Source organism: Streptomyces sp. NBC_00316, from assembly GCF_036158715.1.
In the GTDB taxonomy this organism is placed as follows: Bacteria; Actinomycetota; Actinomycetes; order Streptomycetales; family Streptomycetaceae; genus Streptomyces.
Window position 1 is genome coordinate 3050939 of the sequence record NZ_CP108023.1, and the last position, 21086, is coordinate 3072024.

Annotated in this window: 21 protein-coding genes; 11 read left to right on the forward strand and 10 right to left on the reverse strand. The window is 69.0% G+C overall.

Annotated features, from left to right (window positions below; all coding sequences use genetic code 11):
* Positions 1-76: 76 nt before the first annotated feature.
* The 3 genes from OG878_RS13380 (at position 77) to OG878_RS13390 (ending at position 3242) form a co-directional block, all read left to right on the forward strand.
* Positions 77-1438 (forward strand): extracellular solute-binding protein, encoded by a 1362-nt coding sequence (locus tag OG878_RS13380; RefSeq protein WP_328887006.1) that lies wholly within the window; start codon positions 77-79, stop codon positions 1436-1438.
* Entirely contained in the window at positions 1435-2325 is an 891-nt protein-coding gene (locus OG878_RS13385) for a carbohydrate ABC transporter permease (protein ID WP_328887007.1), read from the forward strand. Before OG878_RS13380 ends, OG878_RS13385 begins: the two co-directional genes overlap by 4 nt.
* An 86-nt stretch (positions 2326-2411) precedes the next feature.
* Positions 2412-3242 (forward strand): carbohydrate ABC transporter permease, encoded by an 831-nt coding sequence (locus tag OG878_RS13390; protein ID WP_328891228.1) that lies wholly within the window; start codon positions 2412-2414, stop codon positions 3240-3242.
* A gap of 102 nt (positions 3243-3344) precedes the next feature.
* On the opposite strand, the gene OG878_RS13395 is transcribed toward OG878_RS13390, so the two are convergent.
* Positions 3345-4370, reverse strand: a complete 1026-nt coding sequence (locus tag OG878_RS13395; protein WP_328887008.1) for an ATP-dependent 6-phosphofructokinase — start codon at positions 4368-4370, stop codon at positions 3345-3347.
* A 263-nt stretch (positions 4371-4633) separates the two neighbouring features.
* Between OG878_RS13395 and pta the strand changes: the two genes are divergently transcribed.
* The 3 genes from pta to pyk all read left to right on the forward strand — a co-directional run bounded on the left by pta (position 4634) and on the right by pyk (position 9527).
* On the forward strand, positions 4634-6706 hold the full coding sequence (gene pta / locus OG878_RS13400; protein ID WP_328887009.1) for a phosphate acetyltransferase: 2073 nt from the start codon (positions 4634-4636) through the stop codon (positions 6704-6706).
* Between the two features lie 5 nt (positions 6707-6711).
* The gene (locus OG878_RS13405; protein WP_328887010.1) at positions 6712-8022 is read left to right on the forward strand and encodes an acetate kinase; all 1311 of its coding nucleotides are present in this window, start codon (positions 6712-6714) and stop codon (positions 8020-8022) included.
* A gap of 74 nt (positions 8023-8096) precedes the next feature.
* Positions 8097-9527: a pyruvate kinase gene (pyk, locus tag OG878_RS13410; RefSeq protein WP_328887011.1), complete on the forward strand. Its 1431-nt coding sequence runs from the start codon at positions 8097-8099 to the stop codon at positions 9525-9527.
* 98 nt (positions 9528-9625) lie between these two features.
* Here the strand turns inward: pyk and OG878_RS13415 are convergent, their stop codons facing one another.
* From OG878_RS13415 to OG878_RS13430, 4 genes are all read right to left on the reverse strand, one after another.
* Positions 9626-10870, reverse strand: a complete 1245-nt coding sequence (locus tag OG878_RS13415) for a hypothetical protein (protein WP_328887012.1) — start codon at positions 10868-10870, stop codon at positions 9626-9628.
* A complete protein-coding gene (locus tag OG878_RS13420; RefSeq protein ID WP_328887013.1) occupies positions 10860-11426 on the reverse strand; it encodes a DUF6114 domain-containing protein in 567 nt (188 codons plus the stop codon). Before OG878_RS13420 ends, OG878_RS13415 begins: the two co-directional genes overlap by 11 nt.
* Positions 11427-11520: 94 nt before the next feature.
* Positions 11521-12162, reverse strand: coding sequence for a DUF6230 family protein (locus OG878_RS13425; RefSeq protein ID WP_328887014.1), 642 nt, complete (start codon positions 12160-12162; stop codon positions 11521-11523).
* Between the two features lie 600 nt (positions 12163-12762).
* Positions 12763-13743 carry a tetratricopeptide repeat protein gene (locus OG878_RS13430; RefSeq protein ID WP_328887015.1) on the reverse strand — a complete coding sequence of 327 codons (981 nt, stop codon included), beginning with the start codon at positions 13741-13743 and terminating at the stop codon, positions 12763-12765.
* A 317-nt stretch (positions 13744-14060) separates the two neighbouring features.
* Here OG878_RS13430 and OG878_RS13435 point away from each other — a divergent pair, with 317 nt between their 5' ends.
* A complete protein-coding gene (locus OG878_RS13435; RefSeq protein WP_328887016.1) occupies positions 14061-14690 on the forward strand; it encodes a TetR/AcrR family transcriptional regulator in 630 nt (209 codons plus the stop codon).
* 13 nt (positions 14691-14703) lie between these two features.
* Here the strand turns inward: OG878_RS13435 and OG878_RS13440 are convergent, their stop codons facing one another.
* The 5 genes from OG878_RS13440 to OG878_RS13460 all read right to left on the reverse strand — a co-directional run bounded on the left by OG878_RS13440 (position 14704) and on the right by OG878_RS13460 (position 18175).
* On the reverse strand, positions 14704-16404 hold the full coding sequence (locus OG878_RS13440; protein ID WP_328887017.1) for an acyl-CoA mutase large subunit family protein: 1701 nt from the start codon (positions 16402-16404) through the stop codon (positions 14704-14706).
* Between the two features lie 75 nt (positions 16405-16479).
* Positions 16480-16812, reverse strand: a complete 333-nt coding sequence (locus OG878_RS13445; RefSeq protein WP_328887018.1) for a DUF3817 domain-containing protein — start codon at positions 16810-16812, stop codon at positions 16480-16482.
* A gap of 64 nt (positions 16813-16876) precedes the next feature.
* Positions 16877-17386 carry a MarR family winged helix-turn-helix transcriptional regulator gene (locus tag OG878_RS13450; RefSeq protein WP_328887019.1) on the reverse strand — a complete coding sequence of 170 codons (510 nt, stop codon included), beginning with the start codon at positions 17384-17386 and terminating at the stop codon, positions 16877-16879.
* Positions 17387-17534: 148 nt separating this feature from the next.
* The gene (locus OG878_RS13455) at positions 17535-17828 is read right to left on the reverse strand and encodes an MTH1187 family thiamine-binding protein (RefSeq protein WP_328887020.1); all 294 of its coding nucleotides are present in this window, start codon (positions 17826-17828) and stop codon (positions 17535-17537) included.
* Positions 17825-18175: a DUF3817 domain-containing protein gene (locus OG878_RS13460; RefSeq protein WP_328887021.1), complete on the reverse strand. Its 351-nt coding sequence runs from the start codon at positions 18173-18175 to the stop codon at positions 17825-17827. The genes OG878_RS13455 and OG878_RS13460 overlap by 4 nt, the downstream gene beginning before the upstream one ends.
* Before the next feature lie 211 nt (positions 18176-18386).
* Here OG878_RS13460 and OG878_RS13465 point away from each other — a divergent pair, with 211 nt between their 5' ends.
* From OG878_RS13465 to OG878_RS13480, 4 genes are all read left to right on the forward strand, one after another.
* The gene (locus OG878_RS13465) at positions 18387-19019 is read left to right on the forward strand and encodes an AIM24 family protein (RefSeq protein ID WP_328891229.1); all 633 of its coding nucleotides are present in this window, start codon (positions 18387-18389) and stop codon (positions 19017-19019) included.
* A complete protein-coding gene (locus OG878_RS13470) occupies positions 19019-19669 on the forward strand; it encodes an AIM24 family protein (RefSeq protein WP_277328414.1) in 651 nt (216 codons plus the stop codon). Before OG878_RS13465 ends, OG878_RS13470 begins: the two co-directional genes overlap by 1 nt.
* Entirely contained in the window at positions 19666-20448 is a 783-nt protein-coding gene (locus tag OG878_RS13475) for an AIM24 family protein (protein ID WP_328887022.1), read from the forward strand. Before OG878_RS13470 ends, OG878_RS13475 begins: the two co-directional genes overlap by 4 nt.
* Before the next feature lie 150 nt (positions 20449-20598).
* The gene (locus OG878_RS13480) at positions 20599-21075 is read left to right on the forward strand and encodes a MarR family winged helix-turn-helix transcriptional regulator (RefSeq protein WP_328887023.1); all 477 of its coding nucleotides are present in this window, start codon (positions 20599-20601) and stop codon (positions 21073-21075) included.
* The last annotated feature ends 11 nt before the right edge of the window (positions 21076-21086 follow it).

Consider the following 21086-nt stretch of genomic DNA (forward strand, 5'->3'; position numbering starts at 1 on the left):
ACGGGCATTGACCTTGCCGACAGGCCGGTCCTACGGTCACGTCTCAGCCCCCCGTGGCTATGAGGAGGTCGTGCCCGTGCGCCCCACCGCCCCGCTGGTCCTCGCCGCTGCAGTCACCGTTCTGGCTGCCGGCTCTCTGACTGCCTGCTCGTCCGGTTCCGGCAGTGACCCGGACACCGTGAAGGTCGCGTACAACCGGTCCACGGACAACAAGATCCGCTTCAAGGACGCCTATCTCGAATCGGTGAAGAAGCAGTTCGAGAAGGAACACCCCGGCAAGAAGGTCAAGCTGATACCGATTCAGGCGCCGGACAACGACTACGCCACCAAGGTGCAGCAGATGATGCGGTCACCGAAGACGGCGCCGGACCTGGTCTACGAGGACACGTTCCGGATCAATTCCGACATCAAGGCCGGCTATCTGCGGCCGCTGGACACCTACCTCGCCACGTGGGACACGTGGGACCGGTTCGTGGAGACGGCGAAGGCCGCGGCGAAGGCCGAGGACGGCAAGACGTACGGGGTCCCGGACGGCACCGACACCCGCGGGCTCTGGTTCAACAAGAAGCTCTTCGCCAAGGCGGGGCTGCCCGCCGACTGGCAGCCGAAGAACTGGGCAGAGGTCCTGGACGCGGCCCGCACGATCAAGAAGAAGGTCCCCGGCGTCATCCCGCTGAATGTGTACACGGGCAAGGGTCCGGGCGAGGCCGCGGTGATGCAGGGCTTCGAGATGCTGTTGTACGGGACCGGCGAGGACCCGCTCTACGACCCGGCAGCCAAGAAGTGGGTGGCCGGGGGGAAGGGCTTCCGCGATGCGCTCGGCTTCGTGGAGACCGTGTACGGGGAGAAGCTCGGACCGGATCCGTCGGACGCCCTCGACCCCAACGTCGGTACACATGTGGCCACCGAATGGTTCCCCGAGGGCAAGCTGGCGATCTCGCTGGACGGCTCCTGGATGGGCCAGAACTGGGTCAACGCAGGGCCCAGGGAATGGCCCGGGTGGAAGACGGAACTCGCCCAGACCCCGATGCCGACGCAGAACGGCCAGGCACCCGGGAAGGTGTCCATGTCGGGCGGCTGGACCTGGGCGATCCCGCAGAAGGCCAAGAACGCAGATCTGGCCTGGGAGTTCATCGAGACGATGCAGACCCCGCAGAACGCGGCGAAGTGGGACGTGGTGGGTGCGCAGATCGCGGTGCGCGAGGACGTGGCGAAGGATCCTGCGTATCTGAAGTCGATGCCGGGCATCGACTTCTTCACCGGCCTCGTCCAGTACACCCACTACCGTCCCGCGCTGCCCGTCTATCCGCAGGTGTCGACGGCCGTCGGTGAGGCGATGGAGAAGGTGACGACGGGCGACGGGTCGCCGGAGTCGGCGGCGAAGGAGTACGACGAGCAGCTGAAGACGATCGTCGACGGCGCGGTCGTCACGAAGTGAGCGGCGGCGCGTCGGAGACCGGATCATCGCCGTGGCGGCGGGCGGGGCGGTGGCTGCCGATCGCGCCCGCCACCGCCCTGCTGCTGCTCTTCCTGGCCGGCCCCATCAGCTACTGCGTATGGATCGCCTTCACCAACACCCAGTTGACCGGATCGTCCGGCTCCGACTTCGTCGGCCTCGCCAACTTCCGGCGCGCGTTCGCCGACGACAATTTCCGTAATGCCGTCTGGCTGACGCTCGTGTTCACCTTCCTGTCGTCGATCGTCGGGCAGAACACCCTGGGGCTGGCGCTCGCGGGTCTGATGCGGGCCGCGTCCCGCCCGGTCCGTACGGTCACCGGGGCGCTCGTCGTCACGGCGTGGGTGCTGCCGGAGATCGTCGCGGCATTCCTGCTGTACGCGTTCTTCCGGCGCGAGGGCACCCTGAACGCGATCCTGGAACAGCTCCATCTACCGGACCAGAACTGGCTGTTCACCTTGCCGATCCTGGCGGTGTCGTTCGCCAACATGTGGCGCGGGACGGCCTTCTCGATGCTGATCTACTCGGCCGCGCTGGCCGAGATCCCGCAGGACATCACGGAGGCCGCCGAGGTCGACGGGGCGAGCGGGCCGCGCCGGCTGTGGCACATCACCCTGCCGATGATCCGCCGTTCCATCGGCACCAATCTGATGCTCAACACCCTGTCCACGCTCTCCGTGTTCGGACTGATCTGGGCCATGACCCGCGGCGGACCGGGCAACCGCAGCCAGACCCTTCCGGTGTTCATGTACGACCAGGCGTTCGTGAACAGTCTGATCGGCTACGGGACTGCTGTGGCGCTGCTGCTGCTTCTGGTCGGGTCGCTGTTCTCGGTCGTCTATCTGCGGCTGATGAAGGTGGAGGTGTGACGGACGTGAGCGGTGCGAGCGAGGTGCGGGGCGTGAGCGGTGCGGAAGCCGTGCCGACGCCCCGGCGCACCCATGGTGCGAGAGGCATGACCGTGTCCCGGCACACCCGGGCGCGGCTGGCGTCCGACGGCGCGCTGCTGCTGGTCGCTGTGGCGTTCGCACTGCCGCTGATGTGGCTCCTGTTCGCCTCGGTGGACGGCAGCGCCGATCTCCGGGTACGACCGCCGGCGTCACCGACGCTGGACAACTTCGACGCGGTCCTCACCGACGAGATCACCTTCACCCCGATGCTCAACAGTCTGCTGCTGTGCGGCAGCGCGACACTGCTGACCGTGGTGTGCGCTGCGCTGGCCGCGTATCCGCTGTCCCGCCACCGCTCGCGCCTGACCCGCCCGTATCTGCTGACCATCCTTTTCACGACGTGTCTGCCGATCACCGCGATCATGGTGCCGGTGTACGGGCTCTTCGTGCAGGTCGATCTCATCGACACGACGTACGGGACGGCGCTCTTCCTCGCCACCGCCCAACTGCCGTTCGCCATCTGGCTGATGAAGAACTTCATGGACGGTGTGCCCAAGGTGCTGGAGGAGGCCGCCTGGACGGACGGGGCGTCGATGACGCAGACCCTGGTCCGGGTGGTGCTGCCACTGATGGGGCCGGGGCTGGGTGTGGTGACGATCTACACGTTCATCATGCTGTGGGGGAACTTCTTCGTCCCCTTCATGCTGCTGCTCTCCCCCGATCAGCTGCCGGCATCCGTCTCGATCTTCACGTTCTTCGGCAACTACGGGTCGGTGGTCTACGGGCAACTGGCGGCGTTCTCGATCCTGTACTCGACGCCGGTGCTGCTGCTCTACATCCTGATCTCGCGCCGCCTGGGCGGCGGGTTCGCCCTGGGCGGCGCAGTCAAGGGCTGACCGGGCCGCGCAGGGCGCCGGCCGTCGGCACGCGGCGGCCGCGGCGTGCGCGAGGACCGGACGCACCCGCGGCCGGCCCTCGAAGAAGCTCGCAGCCGCCGGTCAGAACACCGACTCCGCCTCGTACATCCGGTCCTTCGGCACCGTCTTCAGCTGCGTGATCGCATCCGCCAGCGGCACCATCGCGATGTCGTTGCCGCGCAGCGCCGTCATCCGGCCGAAGTCACCCCGGTGCGCCGCCTCGACCGCGTGCCAGCCGAAGCGGGTCGCGAGCACCCTGTCGTACGCGGTCGGCGTGCCGCCGCGCTGGACGTGGCCGAGAATGACCGGCCTGGCTTCCTTGCCGAGGCGGGTCTCCAGCTCGACCGCGAGCCGGTTGCCGATGCCCTGGAAGCGCTCGTGTCCGTACTGGTCGATCTCGCCCTTGGCGTACGGCATCGAGCCCTCTGCCGGGTGCGCACCTTCCGCGACGCAGATGACCGCGAACTTCTTGCCGCGTGCGAAGCGTTCCTCGATCATCTTGACCAGGTGGTCGACCTGGAACGGCCGCTCCGGCAGACAGATGCCGTGCGCACCGCCCGCCATGCCGGACTCCAGCGCGATCCAGCCCGCGTGCCGGCCCATCACCTCGACGACCATGACCCGCTGGTGCGATTCGGCCGTCGTCTTGAGTCGGTCTATGGCCTCGGTGGCGACGCCCACCGCCGTGTCGAAGCCGAAGGTGCGGTCGGTCGACGAGATGTCGTTGTCGATGGTCTTCGGCACGCCGACGACGGGCATCCCGGCGTCCGACAGCATCCGGGCCGCGGTGAGGGTGCCCTCGCCGCCGATCGGGATCAGTACGTCGATGCCGTAACGGCGGCTCAGCGCGTCACAGTTCTCGGCGGCCTCGCGGAGCCGGTCGCGCTCCAGCCGGGCCGAGCCGAGGATGGTGCCGCCGCGCGCGAGGATGCCGCTGACCGCGTTGAGGTCGAGGGGACGGAAGTGACCGTCGAGGAGTCCCTTGAAGCCGTCCTCGAACCCGATGACTTCGTCGCCGTGACCCACCACGGCGCGGTGCACGACCGACCGGATCACTGCGTTCAGCCCAGGGCAGTCGCCGCCGGCGGTCAGAACTCCGATGCGCATCGTGCTGTATCTCCTGCTCGCTAGGTCCCGTGCATGCCGGGGGGTGCCTGCCGGATCCCCCGGAGCGTGAGCCACTGTGATTGTCCCACGTCAGGTCTGGGCCTGGCGCTTTCCGCTGCTCCGGGGGCGCGGCACCTGGCCGCAGCAGGACGGTTCAGCACCCTGGGACAAGGGCTTTCGCCCGGCGGGCGGCGGGTCCAACCCCGCGGGTATCGTCGAAAAAGGGCGATACCCCATCCGGCCAGGACGACAGGAGAGCACGCGTGACGCGCAGCGTGTACGTGACGGGGATCGACCGAGGAGACGGGCGCCAGGTCGTCGATCTGGGGGTCATGGAGCTCCTGACACGTCAGGTGGACCGGGTCGGGGTGTTCCGTCCGCTGGTCCATGACAGCCCCGACCGGCTCTTCGAGCTGCTGCGGGCCCGCTACCGGCTCACCCAGGACCCGGCGTCGGTCTACGGCCTCGACTATGCGGAGGCGTCCGCACTGCAGGCGGAGAAGGGCACCGACGAACTGGTCTCGCGGCTCGTCGACCGCTTCCACCAGGTGGCCCGGAAGTACGAGGTGGTGCTGGTGCTCGGCACCGACTACGCCGCCACCCAGCTCCCCGACGAGCTGGCGCTCAACGCCCGGCTGGCCAATGAGTTCGGCGCCTCGGTGATCGTGGTGGTCGGCGGCAAGGGCCAGGACGCCGAGTCCGTACGGGCCGAGACGCACAACGCCTACCGGGCGTACGCGGGGCTGGGCTGCGACGTCCTGTCGATGGTGGTGAACCGGGTGGCGGCCGAGGACCGCGAGGCGATCGCCGGGCGGCTGGCGGCGCGCCTGCCCGTGCCCTGTTCGGTGCTGCCGGACGATCCGGCGCTCTCCGCACCGACCGTCGCCCAGATCACCGCGAGCCTCGGCGGCACGGTGCTGCTCGGTGACGACGCGGGGCTGGCGAGGGACGCGCTGGACTTCGTCTTCGGTGGAGCGATGCTGCCGAATCTGCTGAAGGCGCTGACGCCGGGCGCCCTCGTGGTCACGCCGGGGGACCGGGCGGATCTGGTGGTCGGCTCGCTGGCCGCGCACAGCGCCGGCACGCCGCCCATCGCCGGTGTGCTGCTGACGCTGAACGAGCGCCCCGGCGAGGAGATACTCAAGCTGGCCGCACGGCTCGCGCCGGGCACCCCGGTCGTCTCGGTGGCCGGCGGCTCCTTCCCCACGGCCGGCGAGCTCTTCGCGCTGGAGGGCAAGTTGAACGCGGCGACGCCCCGCAAGGCGGAGACCGCGCTCGGTCTCTTCGAGCGCCACGTGGACACCGCCGCCCTGCTGGACAGGATCTCGGTGGCCCGAAGCGGCCGCGTCACACCGATGATGTTCGAGCACGAGCTGCTGGAGCAGGCCCGCTCGGACCGGCGCCGGGTGGTGCTGCCCGAGGGCACCGAGGAGCGGGTGCTGCGCGCCGCCGATGTGCTGATGCGCCGCGATGTCTGTGAGCTCACCCTCCTCGGCGACCCGGACGTCATCCGCAAGAAGGCCGCCGACCTCGGCATCGATCTCGCCGGCACCCAGCTGATCGATCCGCAGACCTCCGAGCTGCGCCAGGTGTTCGCGGAGCGGTACGCACAGCTGCGCGCGCACCGCGGGGTGACGGTGGAGCTGGCGTACGACGTCGTCGCGGACGTGAACTACTTCGGCACGCTGATGGTGCAGGAGGGCCTGGCCGACGGCATGGTCTCCGGGGCCGTGCACTCCACGGCGGCGACGATCCGCCCGGCGTTCGAGATCATCAAGACCAGGGCGGACGCGTCGATCGTCTCGTCGGTCTTCTTCATGTGCCTCGCCGACAAGGTTCTGGTGTACGGCGACTGCGCGGTCAACCCGGACCCGGACGCGGAGCAGCTCGCGGACATCGCCGTGCAGTCCGCCGCGACGGCCGCCCGCTTCGGTGTGGAGCCGAGGATCGCGATGCTCTCCTACTCGACGGGCACCTCCGGCACGGGGGCCGACGTCGACAAGGTGCGCCAGGCGACGGACCGGGTGCGCGAGAGCAGGCCCGACCTCAGGATCGAGGGTCCGATCCAGTACGACGCGGCGGTCGAGCCGAGCGTGGCCGCGACCAAGCTGCCGGGTTCGGAGGTGGCGGGGCAGGCGACCGTGCTGATCTTCCCGGACCTGAACACCGGCAACAACACGTACAAGGCCGTGCAGCGCTCGGCGGGCGCCGTGGCCGTCGGACCGGTGCTCCAGGGGCTGCGCAAGCCGGTCAACGACCTGTCGCGCGGTGCGCTCGTCCAGGACATCGTCAATACCGTGGCCATCACGGCGATCCAGGCGCAGGGCCGGGACTGAGTCCCATGGCCACGACACCCACGAACACCCCTACGAAGAAAGGTTCCGCCGCCGTGCAGGCCCGTCGCGTACTCGTCCTCAACTCCGGCTCCTCCTCGGTGAAGTACCAGCTCCTCGACATGAACGACCGCTCCCGGCTCGCGGTCGGCCTGGTCGAGCGGATCGGCGAGGACACCTCCCGTCTGGTGCACACCCTGCTGACCGGCGGCGGCGCCGAGCCGCGCGAGCGCACCGGCAGGATCGCGGACCATGCGGCGGCGCTGAAGGCGGCGGCCGAGGAGCTGGCCGCCGACGGGCTCGGCCTGGACTCACCGCAGCTGGCGGCGATCGGCCACCGTGTGGTGCACGGCGGTCTGCGGTTCACCGAGCCCACCGTCATCACCGACGAGGTACTGACGGAGATCGAACAGCTCGTCCCGTTGGCTCCGCTGCACAACCCGGCGAACATCACCGGCATCCGTACCGCACAGGCCCTGCGCCCCGACCTGCCGCAGGTCGCCGTCTTCGACACCGCGTTCCACACGACGATGCCGGAGTACGCGGCGCGGTACGCGATCGACGTGGAGACCGCCGACGCGTACCGGATCCGCCGTTACGGCTTCCACGGCACCTCGCACGCGTACGTCTCCCGCAAGACCGCCGAGCTTCTCGGACGTACCCCCGAGGAGGTCAATGTCATCGTGCTGCACCTGGGCAACGGCGCCTCGGCCTCGGCGGTGGCGGGCGGCCGGTGCGTGGAGACGTCGATGGGGCTGACCCCGCTGGAGGGGCTGGTGATGGGGACCCGGTCCGGGGACATCGACCCGGCGGTCACCTTCCATCTGAAGCGGGTGGCGGGGATGTCTGCCGAGGAGATCGACGACCTGCTCAACAAGAGGAGCGGTCTGGTCGGCCTCTGCGGGGACAACGACATGCGGGAGATCCGGCGCCGGATCGACGAGGGCGACGAACGGGCGGCGCGGGCGTTCGACATATATGTGCACCGGCTGAAGAAGTACATCGGCGCCTATTCGGCGGTCCTCGGGCGGGTGGATGCGGTGGCTTTCACGGCGGGGGTCGGGGAGAACTCGGCGCCCGTACGGGAGGCTGCGATCGCCGGTCTCGAGGAGTTCGGCCTGGCGGTGGACGCCGGTCTCAACGCCGCACGGTCCGGACGACCGCGGCTGATCTCGCCCGACTACGCGCGGGTCGCGGTCGCCGTGGTGCCGACGGACGAGGAGCTGGAGATCGCCGAGCAGACCTTCGCGCTGATCGGACAGGCGGAACAGGCCGGTCCAGCCGGCTCCGCCGGGCAGCTCGGACAGGTCGACAACTGAGCACCCCCGCGCCCCTTTGTATCTTCCACCAGACGGAATATTCCGCAGCGAAACAAACCGATAGGATCCGCCTCATGCGCCGTTCCAAAATCGTCTGTACCCTCGGTCCCGCCGTCGACTCCCATGAGCAGCTCGTCGCTCTGATCGAGGCCGGCATGAGCGTGGCCCGTTTCAACTTCAGCCACGGCTCCCACGAGGAACACCAGGGCCGTTACGACCGCGTCCGCAAGGCGGCCGCCGAGACCGGGCGGGCGGTGGGCGTGCTCGCCGACCTCCAGGGCCCGAAGATCCGCCTGGCGAAGTTCGCCGAGGGCCCCGTCGAGCTCGTCCGCGGGGACGAGTTCACCATCACCACCGAGGACGTCCCCGGTGACAAGTCGATCTGCGGCACGACCTACAAGGGCCTGCCCGGCGACGTCGCCAAGGGCGACCCGATCCTGATCAACGACGGCAACGTCGAGCTGAAGGTCGTCTCGGTCGAGGGCCCCCGGGTCAGGAGCATCGTCATCGAGGGCGGTGTCATCTCCGACCACAAGGGCATCAATCTGCCCGGCGCGGCGGTGAACGTCCCGGCCCTGTCCGGGAAGGACGTGGAGGACCTCCGGTTCGCCCTGCGGATGGGCTGCGACATGGTCGCGCTCTCCTTCGTGCGGGACGCCGACGACGTCAAGGACGTCCACAAGGTGATGGACGAGGAGGGCCGCCGGGTCCCCGTCATCGCCAAGGTGGAGAAGCCGCAGGCCGTCGAGCACATGGAGGGCGTCGTCATGGCGTTCGACGGTGTGATGGTCGCCCGTGGCGACCTGGCCGTCGAATACCCGCTGGAGAGGGTCCCGATGGTGCAGAAGCGCCTGGTGGAGCTCTGCCGGCGGAACGCCAAGCCGGTGATCGTGGCGACCCAGATGATGGAGTCGATGATCACCAACTCGCGGCCGACCCGCGCCGAGGCGTCCGACGTCGCCAACGCGATCCTGGACGGCGCGGACGCGGTCATGCTGTCCGCCGAGTCCAGCGTGGGCGCGTACCCGATCGAGACGGTCAAGACGATGTCGAAGATCGTCGTCGCCGCCGAGGAGGAGCTGCTCTCCAAGGGCCTGCAGCCGCTGGTTCCGGGCAAGAAGCCCCGCACCCAGGGCGGTTCGGTGGCCCGCGCGGCCTGCGAGATCGCGGACTTCCTGAACGGCAAGGCGCTGGTCGCCTTCACCAAGTCGGGCGACACCGCGCGCCGGCTCTCCCGCTACCGTGCCGCACAGCCGATCCTGGCCTTCACCACCGACGAGTCCACCCGTAACCAGCTCGCGCTGAGCTGGGGCGTCGAGGCCCACGTCGTGCCGCACGTGGACAACACCGACGCCATGGTGGACCTGGTCGACGCGGAGCTGCTGAAGCTGAGCCGCTACAACGCCGGCGACACGATGGTCATCACGGCCGGTTCGCCCCCCGGCGTCCCCGGCACCACCAACATGGTCCGGGTGCACCACGTGGGCGGCACCGACCGCGCCTGACGCGGCCGCCCCGGCCGGCACACGACTGTGGCCCGCATCCCCTTCGGCAAGGGGTGCGGGCCACAGTCCTTGTGCGGCTCCCGGACGGGTCGTTGCGGCTAGTTTCCGCCGGTGAAGTAGTTGTGCAGCCCGGGCACCTTCAGCGAGCCGCCGAACTGGCCGGCCTGGGTGACCTTCACGTTGGTGAAGAACGCGAACGGGACGTTCACCGGCGGCGGGGTCTGGGGGCTGAACGTGATCGGGATGAGGCCGAAGAGGTTGCCCTTCAGCTCCTCCGTGTACATCGTCACCGTGCCGTTGCGGATGGTGGACGTGGAGCCCTTCTCCGCCTGCACATGACCGGTGGTGCCGTTGGGCCCCTCCGTCATCTGGTGCAGATCCTTGATGTCGAGGGACGTGGCGGTGAACTTGAGCACCTTCTTGATGGCGCCGTCACTCGTCCGCACCTCGACGATGCCCTTGTAGTCGAGTCCCTTCAGGGTCAGCAGCGAACTCTCCAGGGTCCACGGCTTGCTCGGCAGCAGGGGGATGCCCTGCTCCAGCTCGGCCGCCGCCAGGGCCTGGGGGTCGGCGGTGGGACACGGGAAGCGCTCCTTGGCGCCGTCCGGGATGTCCTCGTCCTTCAGCGGGTCGAGACCCTTGACGCTCTCGTCGAGCTCCTCGACCTTCGTGCCCGCCTTGCCGGCCGCGTCGCGTATGGCGTCCGCGGTCTTGTCCGCCGTGTCCTTCACGGTGCCCGTGACCGTGTCGACGGGGTTCTCGGCCGCACCGGCCTTGGTCTCCGACGACTTCGGGGCCGCGGTGGTGGCGCTCGGGGACGGACTGGCCGTCTCCTGCGCCGGTCCGCCCAGAAGGCCCTTGAGCACGTCGCCGACGCCCAGCGGGTCCAGCGGGTTCTCCGTCGCCGCGGGCGACGGGGAGGCGCTCGGCGCCGCAGCGGGCGCGCTGCCCGACGACGGGGTCGCGGAAGGCTTCGGGGTCGCCGTGCTGCCCTGGCCCGCGTCGCTGCCGCCGGCACCGGTCGTGGCGGTGTCCGACGGGGACGGGGTCTTCGTCGCCGAGGCCGACGCCGACGGATCCGGCGACTCGCTCGGCTCGTCGGAGCGGGTCACACAGGGGCCGGGCGCGAAGGGGATGTCCGTCGCGTCGTCGGCGAGCGCGAGCTTGGGGGTGAGCCCCATGCCGACGAAGACGGCCGTCGGCATCGCGGCGAGAGCGAACGCCTTGCCCGCGGGTATGTGCAGCTTCGTCAGCAGCGACTTCCTGGGGGCCGCGTGACGCGGTCCGCTTCTCGTCGGGAGGTACTCACCGGCCGAGTTCAGCTGCGTCTCGTCATTCCGCACGATGCCTCCCGCCGTCGACCTCGGCTGTCGTGTCGTACTGCTCCGGCTGCTGGGGGACGGATGCCACACCCTGGAACTCGGGCTGGGGCTCCTGCATACCGGCACCGGCGTCCTTGAACGCCTCGCCCTGGACGCCGGCATCTGCCGCGGCCGCCTTCGGCTCGCCCGGGGCCCAGGCGATGGAGAGCGCTCCACCGAGCAGGGAGAGCACGAAGCCGATCACGAATCCGCCGATGTTGGCGACCGGTATGGAAATCAGCGCCAGCAGGATCGCGGCGACTCCGGCGAACACTCTCACGATGTGGTGGAACCACATGGTGAGGCCCAGCGTGATCAGCAGGATCCCGATGATCAGCGATCCCGCGCCGGCCGTCGTGGACATCGCAAGCGTGACGTTGCCGAGGTGCATGTTGGCGTACGGGAAGTACGCGATGGGTAGACCACCCACCATCGTGAACAGGCCCGCCCAGAATGGCCGGTTACCCCGCCAGGTGCGGAATCCCCGCCAGAAGACGCGGAGGTAGTGCTCGTTCTGCCCTGTGGACTCGGGGCTCATGGAAAACAGCTCCCTGGAACCGGTACTGCTGTGAGAAGAGTAGGGGTGGGTGGCCGGAGACCCTCAGAGGGTGCTCCGGCCACCCGGGCGAGTGCTAGTAGCACTCCTTGGTGCCGCTGTGCAGCCGCAGGCTCAGGTTGCTGAGCTTGAAGGTGCCCGCGGTGGTCGCCCACGCCTTCTGCTTCACGTCGGTCAGCACGGCCGTCTGGGCGCGCTGCGCGAAGCCGTTCGGGTTGACGGCCTTCTCGGTGCCGGACTGGATGCCGGGCTTGCCGACGGAACCGGCCGCTACACCGATGTCGATGTTCTCGAAGTACGCATCGGCGTCGAGCTCGGCGACGTCCAGGTACAGATTGGTCGCCTTGACCGGCTTCTTCGGGTCCGTACCCGCGTTCAGCTGCAGCGTGACAGTGCCGAGGCCGAACGGAAGGTTGGGAGTGACCACCGACTGGCACATGTTGGTGATCGTGGCGTCGCTGAAGCCGGACACGGCCACGGCGTGCGCCCCGCCCGGGGCATCGGGGCTGGTGCCGGTGGCAACGCTGCCGTACTGGACGAAGTCATGGCCGACGAGCTTGTCCGCGTGCACCTTGAAGCTCTGGCCGGACACGCTGAACGACGCCGCGAGGGCGCCCTGCGCGAGACCGACACCCACCGCGGCGGTCGCGACGACGCTCGGCACCATGACCAGAGCGAAGCGCTTCCATCTGGTGCCGCCACGAACCTGGGAACTCATAATTTTCCTCCTTCTCGGACGTACATCTCCGGTCCGGGCCCTGGGCCCGTCCTGGGATGGGAGAAGTGCTACGTCCTCGGAAAGGAGAGCGCCGGGACCGGAGGCATGAGCCGCGTCCGAATCACTGGCGATCACCCCCGAGCGACAACCACCGGCCACGCGTTCGCGCAACCTGTTCGGACAGGCCCTGCCGGTCAGCAGGAACCCCCCTGTCCGCGATCGGCGTCACTGCCGCCGACCCACTCGGTGGGGACCCAATTCGGCCACCGCGCCGACTGGCCGTCGGGCTGGCGTCATTGGACCGAGCGTGGCCGATCGTGGTCCATTCGCGCCCGCGACACAAGGGGGTTCGTTACTGACTAGTAACGGCCCGATAACCGATGCACAACCCGGTGGCACCATCCGGCCACACAGGGTGGCTCGCGCCACAAGGAGAAAAGGGATAATCAGAGTCCTTAAGCGGACAGATCCCCACGCTCGATTTACTGCGAGTAACAGTTCGAGCTTTTATCAAGATTTGGTAAAGCACGGGCATCATTTGTCGCCCGGACGCGAAAACGGCCGTGGCGCCCACCGGGGCACCACGACCGCGTTGTCACATCAGAACAAGACCCGGGCCAGGGCCGTGCGGGCGGCGACGACCCGCGGGTCGTCCGAGCCGATCACCTCGAACAGTTCGAGCAGACGCAACCGCGCCATGTCCCGGTCCTCGCCGAAATTGCGGCGAACGGTCTCGACGAGCCGCCCGAAGGCGTCCTCGACATGACCGCCGACCAGATCCAGGTCCGCGGCGGCGATCTGCGCCGCGACATCGGCCGGCTTCTCGGCGGCGTCCTCGCGGACCTTCTGCGGGTCCATGTCCCGCACGCGGGAGAGCAGTTCGGCCTGGGCGAGACCCAACTTCGCCTCGGTGTTGGCCGGGTCGTCGGAGAGGACGTTCTTGTACGCCTGCACGGCGCCGCCGAAGTCATTGGCGTCCAGCGCCCGGACGGCCGCTTCGAGCAGTGCGTCGTACGGCCCCGCAGGGGCCTCGGCCGGCCCCTGCGGGGCCTCCTCCGGACCGGCGGCGTCCGCGTCGACCGTGATCCCGGTGAGCCCGAAGCGCTCCTCGCCGACCTGGATCAGCTGGTCCAGGGTCTGCCGGATCTGGGCCTCGGGAGCCGCGCCCTGGAAGAGCGGGAGGGCCTGCCCGGCGACGACGGCGAAGACCGCCGGGATGCCCTGGATACCGAACTGCTGCATCAGCATCTGGTTGGCGTCGACATCGACCTTGGCCAGCACGAAACGGCCGTTGTAGTCCCGGGCCAGACGCTCCAGGAGCGGCCCCAGCTGCTTGCACGGCTCGCACCACTCGGCCCAGAAGTCGATGACGACGGGAACCTCGGCGGAGCGCTGGAGGACATCGCGCTCGAAGCCCGCCTCATCGACATCGATCACCAGGGAGGACGGGGGCACCGCACCGCCGCCACCCTGCCGGGCGCTCTCGGCGCGGGCCTGCTCCGCCTTCGCCTTGGCCTCACCGGCCGCCTTCAACGCGGCGAGGTCGACGACGCCGCTCATGGACATGTTCCTAGGCTGCATACGTACATCCTCCCCCCTCGGCACACCGTTGTGGAAAGCGATCCGGGAACCGCATCCGTCCGTGGTCGCCGCCGGTGTGCGGGACGCGCGGACATCCACGGTCCGAGGGCCCCGAAAGGCCCGTTTCCCCTGCCGGGTCCCCACCCGGCGCATGTGGCTGTCGTTCGCTGGTGGCGCAGCGACGACGCTGCCGCCGTCCTTACGCTACGACCCGTAGCGTAACTGTCCCGCACCCCTCGCGCACAAGAGTGTCCGGTGATCTGTCTCACGGCGCACCGGATCGGCCGGTTCTGGCTACTGGCGGGTATGGTCACGGGATGCTGAGCCACGGCCACCCCAAACCCGCTCGAACGGGACGACCACGCAACGCAGCGGCCGATGAGGCGATCCTGGAGGCCTGCCGGGCCTCTCTCGTCGACCTCGGCTGGTCGAAACTGACGATGGGGGACGTGGCCGTCCGGGCCGGGGTCGCCAAGACGACCCTCTATCGCCGCTGGGCCGGCAAGAACGAACTGGTCGTGGACGCCGTGGCCGTCCTCTTCGACGAGCTGGAGCTGCCGGATCTGGGCAGCCTGTCGGCCGATGTGCAGGGCGTGGTGCTGCAGTTCGCCGCGCTGCTGGCGCGCCCGGAGACCAGGACCGCGCTGATGGCCGTGGTCGCAGAGTCGACCCGCGATGAGGCGCTGCGGGCCCGGATCCGCGACTCGATCGTGGACCGGCAGAAGCGGCTCGTACTGCTGGGGCGGCAACGGGCCCAGCAGCGCGGTGAGTTGCCCGTGGATCCGGACGAGGCTGCGGCCGCCAGGACCGCCGACCTGATCTTCGATGTGATCGCCGGCGCGGTGGTGCACCGGACACTGGTGAGCGCCGAGCCCGTCGACGAGGACTGGGCCCGGCGCTTCACCGTTCTGCTGCTCGCGGGGCTGGGCGCCGCGGTCGACGCGTAGCCCGGCCGGACCGTCAGAAGCCCGGCGGCTCCGTGTACGTGCCCCACTCGTCCCGCAGGACCCCGCAGATCTCACCGAGCGTCGCCTCGGCCCGTACCGCGTCGAGCATCGGCCCGATCATGTTCGAGCCGTCGCGGGCGGCGGCCAGCATCGCGTCCAGCGAGGCGCGGACGCGGGCGTCGTCGCGGGCCGCCTTGCGGCCGCCGAGCTCACGGACCTGCTCGCGCTCGACCTCGTGGCTGACCCGCAGGATCTCCAGGTCGCCGGTGACCGAGCCGTGGTGGACATTGACGCCCACGACCCGCTTGTCGCCCTTCTCCAGCGACTGCTGGTACTGGAAGGCCGACTCGGCGATCTCGCCGGTGAACCAGCCGTCCTCGATCCCGCGCAGGATGCCGGAGGTCATCGGCCCGATGGGGTGCTGTCCGTCCGGGTGCGCCCGGGTGCCGCGCTCCTTGATCTGGTCGAAGATCTTCTCGGCGTCGGCCTCGATCCGGTCGGTGAGCTGCTCGACGTACCAGGAGCCGCCCAGCGGGTCCGCCACGTTGGCGACACCGGTCTCCTCCATCAGCACCTGCTGGGTGCGCAGCGCGATCTCGGCGGCCTGCTCGGAGGGGAGCGCGAGGGTCTCGTCGAGGGCGTTGGTGTGCAGCGAGTTGGTGCCGCCGAGGACGGCGGACAGGGCCTCGACCGCGGTCCGTACGACGTTGTTGTACGGCTGCTGGGCGGTGAGGGAGACCCCGGCGGTCTGGGTGTGGAAACGGAGCCACTGCGCCTTGTCGGTCCTGGCCCCGTACACCTCCTTCATCCAGCGGGCCCAGATCCGGCGGGCGGCGCGGAACTTGGCGATCTCCTCGAAGAAGTCGAGGTGCGCGTCGAAGAAGAAGGAGAGACCGGGGGCGAAGGTGTCGACGTCGAGCCCGCGGGAGAGGCCGAGCTCCACATAGCCGAAGCCGTCGGCGAGGGTGTAAGCGAGCTCCTGCGCGGCCGTCGCCCCGGCCTCGCGGATGTGGTAGCCGGAGACGGACAGCGGCTTGTACGCGGGGATGGCGGCGGCGCAGTGCTCCATCAGGTCGCCGATGAGGCGCAGATGGGGCTCGGGCTGGAAGAGCCACTCCTTCTGCGCGATGTACTCCTTGAAGATGTCGGTCTGGAGCGTGCCGTTGAGCACGCCCGGGTCGACGCCCTGGCGTTCGGCGGCGACCAGGTACATGCAGAAGACCGGGACGGCGGGGCCGCTGATCGTCATGGACGTCGTGACGTCGCCGAGCGGGATGTCCTTGAAGAGGACCTCCATGTCGGCGGCGGAGTCGATGGCGACACCGCAGTGACCGACCTCGCCGAGCGAGCGCGGGTCGTCGGAGTCGCGGCCCATCAGCGTCGGCATGTCGAAGGCCACACTCAGCCCGCCGCCGCCCGCGGCGAGGATCATCTTGTACCGCTCGTTGGTCTGCTCGGCGTTGCCGAAGCCGGCGAACTGGCGGATGGTCCAGGTGCGGCCGCGGTAGCCGGTCGGGTAGAGGCCCCGGGTGAAGGGGTACTCACCCGGCCAGCCGATCCGCTCGAACCCCTCGTACGCGTCCCCGGGGCGGGGCCCGTACACGGGCTCGACCGGGTCCCCGGAGAGCGTGGTGAAGTCCGCGTCACGCTTGCGGGCCTTGTCGTAACGGGCCTGCCAGCGTCGGCGGCCTTCCTCGATCGCGTCAGCGTCCATGGAAACCAATTTACTAGGACGTCCTAGTAAATGTCGACGGCAAACCGCCCGGCGCTTTGCGCGGGGCGGTTCGGGTCAGGCTTTGACGGTCACCGCGGAGGCGTCCGCGATCAGCGGCTCGACATCCCGGACGACCTTGCGCTCGACGAAGAACGCGGCGGTCGGGATGGTGCCGGAGATCAGCACCCACAGGAGCTTGCCCATCGGCCACTTCGCCTTGGAGCCCAGGTCGAAGGCGAAGATCAGGTAGATGATGTACAGCACGCCGTGGATCTGGGAGACGACGAGCGTCAGGCCCTCACCCGTGTCGAATCCGTACTTGAACACCATGCAGGTGCAGAGCACCAGCAACATGACGGCGGTGACATAGGCCATCACCCGGTACCGGGTCAGCACACTGCGTTTCATGGCATCGAGCGTAACCGGGCGCCCGGGGCGATCTTGCAGCGGGCCGGGTGTCGCGCCCGGGATCTCAGCGCTCCTCGAAGTCCCTGGCCGCGATCCGCAGGGGGCGCAGCATGGCGAAGATCTCCGCGCACTCCTCGGCGTCGTACGCCCCGAGGCCGAACTCCATGTCCATCAGGTCCCGGGTGGCCGCCTCGACCACCTCGCGGCCCTTGTCCGTGATGGAGGCAAGCGTGCCGCGGCCGTCGTTCGGGTTGGGACGCTTGCCGACCAGACCGGACCTGACCAGGCGGTCCACCGTGTTCGTCACGGAGGTGGGGTGGACCATCAGCCGCTCGCCGATCTTGGACATCGGCAGCTCGCCCGCCTTCGAGAAGGTCAGCAGCACCAGCGCCTCGTACCTCGCGAACGTCAGCCCGTACGGTTTGACGACCGCGTCGACCTCGGCAAGCAGGATCTGCTGCGCACGCATGATCGAGGTGATCGCCCCCATCGAGGGGACCGGACCCCAGCGCTGCTGCCAGAGTTCGTCGGCGCGGGCGATGGGGTCGAACGGGAGACTGAGCGGCTTCGGCACGGCACCGACCTTACCCACTGGTCATATGGTGGTCAGCCCCGTCTCGAACTTCGGTCCGATCATCGTCCGGGCGCGCTGCCGCCCGAACTCCGCGAACCCCCGGCCTGGCGGCGCCGGGGTTCGTCGGGTGCTGCTGCAGTACGGGGTGTCAGCCGGCGAGGTAACGCTCGATCGTCTCGACCTTGGAGGTCAGCCCGTCGGTGACACCGGGCCGGATGTCGGCCTTCAGGACGAGGGAGACGCGCCCCGCGCGGGCCTCGACGGCGGCGACGGCCCGCTTGACGACGTCCATGACCTCGTCCCACTCCCCCTCGACGGAGGTGAACATGGCGTCCGTGCGGTTGGGCAGTCCCGACTCCCGGACGACCCGGACGGCGTCGGCGACATACTCGCCGACGTCCTCACCGCCCCCCAGCGGACTGACGGAGAAGGCGACGATCATGCGCCGACCACGCCTTCCCGGCGGGCCCGGGCGGCGATGACGCCGTCGGCCTCGTGGCGCTTCAGCACCTTGTCGCCGTACAGCCCGCCGAACGGGAGCAGCGCCATCAGGAAGAAGAACGCGACCCGCTTCAGCGGCCACTTGGTCTTGGACCACACGTCCAGCAGCAGAAGGATGTAGATCGTGAAGAGGACGCCGTGCAGCATGCCGAGCGGCATCATCAGGAAGTCGATGTCCGAGACACGGCTGAGGATCGAGCCAAAGATGATCAGGGCCGGGAAGGAGAGCGCCTCGGGAATCGAGATGAGGCGCAGCCGGTGCAGGGCGGTGGCGGTCTTGATGTCCACGAGGGCACCTTCGGTGGGAGGGTCGTGACAGCTTGTGAATACAGGCACAAGCGACCCCCATTGTGGCATCGCGCCCCACCGGTCCCGGGGGCGGGGGCCGGTACCCGCCCCGGGGCACGTATCGGCGTATATCAGGGTCGGCTCAGGGTCCGGACAGGACCACAGACCCTGTCCGGAGCCCGGCCCGGGCCGCTAACGTCTCTGCGTGGCAATGTTCCGACTCCAAGGCAGCAAGACGCTCGCCGTCGACCTCACCGGCGATGCCGTCAAGGCGAAGAACGGCTCGATGGTCGCGTACGACGGCCGGATGGCGTTCAAGAAGATGTCCGGCGGCGGTGAGGGCATCCGCGGCATGGTGACCCGCCGGCTGACCGGCGAACAGATGACGGTGATGGAAGTGACAGGTCAGGGCACCTGCTACTTCGCCGACCGCGCGAGTGAGATCAACCTCGTCTCGCTGCGCGGCGAGAAGCTCTACGTGGAGGCGAGCAATCTCCTCTGCACCGACGCCGGACTGCGCACCGGCACCGCCTTCACCGGACTGCGCGGCGGGGCGACCGGCAACGGCCTGTTCACCACCACCGTCGAGGGCACCGGCCAGGCGGCGATCATGTCGGACGGCTCGGCCGTGGTGCTGCGGGTGACGCCCCAGTACCCGCTGTGCGTCGACCCCGGCGCATACATAGCCCACCAGGGCAGCCTCCAGCAGCACTTCCAGTCGGGGGTGAATTTCCGGACCCTGATCGGTGAGGGCTCGGGCGAGTCGTTCCAGATCCGGTTCGAGGGCGACGGGCTGGTCTACGTCCAGCCGAGCGAGCGGAACACCATCGGGGGCGATGTCTGATGCCGTTCCGTGAGATCAACTCGAAGATGGTCGAGGCGACGGTCGTCCCCGGCCAGAAGATGTACAGCCAGCGCGGCGCGATGCTCGCGTACCGCGGCGAGGTGTCGTTCACCCCGAACATCCAGGGCGGCCAGGGCGGCCTGATGTCGATGATCGGCCGGCGGGTCGCCAACGAGGCGACCCCGCTGATGACGGTCGAGGGCAACGGCACGGTGATGTTCGGCCACGGAGGCCACCACATCCAGGTCATCAACCTGGCCGGCGACACCCTCTATGTGGAGGCGGACCGGCTGCTGGCCTTCGACGGAACGCTGCAGCAGGGCACGATGTTCATGGGTGCGCAGGGCGGGGTCATGGGCATGGTGCGCGGCCAGGTGACCGGGCAGGGCCTGTTCACCACGACGCTGAAGGGCCATGGCGCGGTCGCGGTGATGGCGCACGGCGGGGTCATCGAGCTGCCGATCACTCCCGGCCGCGAGGTGCATGTGGACCCGCAGGCGTATGTCGCGCACCACGGCGACGTACGCAACAAGCTCTCCACCGCGCTCGGCTGGCGCGACATGGTGGGGCGCGGCTCCGGCGAGGCGTTCCAGCTGGAGCTCAGCGGCAGTGGCGCGGTGTACGTCCAGGCGTCGGAGGAGAAGCTGTGAGCACGCCCGTGATCTTTGACCCGATGACGCTGCCGTCGGACGACAACGTCAATGCGTACACCTTCTGCGTGGAGCTCAAGGGGAGCCAGTGGTTCCTGCAGAAGGGCAAGATGATCGCCTACTACGGGCGGATCGACTTCAACGGCATCGGCCACGGCCGCTTCGAGCGGCTGATCCGTACGAGCTTCCACTCGCCGCTGCACGCGAGCGACTGGGTGGTGGCCGAGGGCAGCGGCAAGATGCTGCTCGCCGACCGCGCCTTCGACGTCAACTCGTACGACCTGGAGGACGGGAACCTGACGATCCGGTCCGGCAACCTCCTGGCGTACCAGCCGACGCTGGCACTCAAGCAGTCGATCGTGCCGGGATTTCTGACGCTGATCGGTACGGGGAAGTTCGTGGCCGCCTCCAACGGTCCGGTGGTCTTCATGGAGCCGCCGCTGCGGGTCGATCCGCAGGCGCTGGTGGGCTGGGCGGACTGCCCCTCGCCGTGCCACCACTACGACCACGGCTACATGACCGGGGTGATGGGCGGCCTCAGGTCGCTGACAGGGATCGGCGGGACCTCGGGCGAGGAGCACCAGTTCGAGTTCGTCGGCGCCGGTACGGTCCTGCTCCAGTCGACGGAGGTCCTGATGCCCGAGCTGGCGACGGGGGCGACTCCGCACCAGGCGGGGGTTCCGGGCGGCGGCCAGCATGCACCCGGCGCAGGTCAACCCGGCTCCGCGCCCCGCCTGCCGGGGCAGCTGGGGGACCTCCAGCGCCGCTTCGGTTTGTGAACGGTAGTCTGCGGAGTGTGACGTCGAACGTCTGCGCCCAGCTCCGGAGCGGATTCCCGACCCGGTTGCGGGGCCGGTCCGCGGGCCGGTGCCGGACGTCACACCTCCCATACTTCGTCCAGATTTCAACTTCTTAGGTAGAATCCATATATGGAGACCGAGACCGCCACCCGTTGGCTGAGCGACGCGGAGCAGCGCGCCTGGCGCACGCACCTGGACGTCAGCAGGCTGCTGATGCACCAGCTGGAAAAGGATCTCCAGCCGTTCGGGCTGACCAACAACGACTACGAGATTCTGGTGAACCTCTCGGAGTCGGACGACCACCGCATGCGGATGAGCGACCTGGCCGCGGCGACACTGCAGTCCAAGAGCAGGCTCTCGCACCAGATCACGCGGATGGAGTCGGCGGGGCTGGTCCGCCGGGAGAACTGCGAGTCCGACCGGCGCGGGCTGTTCGCGGTGCTCACGGAGGCCGGCGCGGAGACGATGCAGAAGGTGGCGCCGCACCACGTCGCTTCCGTGCGCAAGCACTTCATGGACCTGCTGACGCCGGAGACGCTGGACGATCTGTACGCGGCGCTGGCGCCGGTCGCGGATCATCTGCGGGGGCGGCGGGGCAAGGGGTAGCGCCCGGCGCG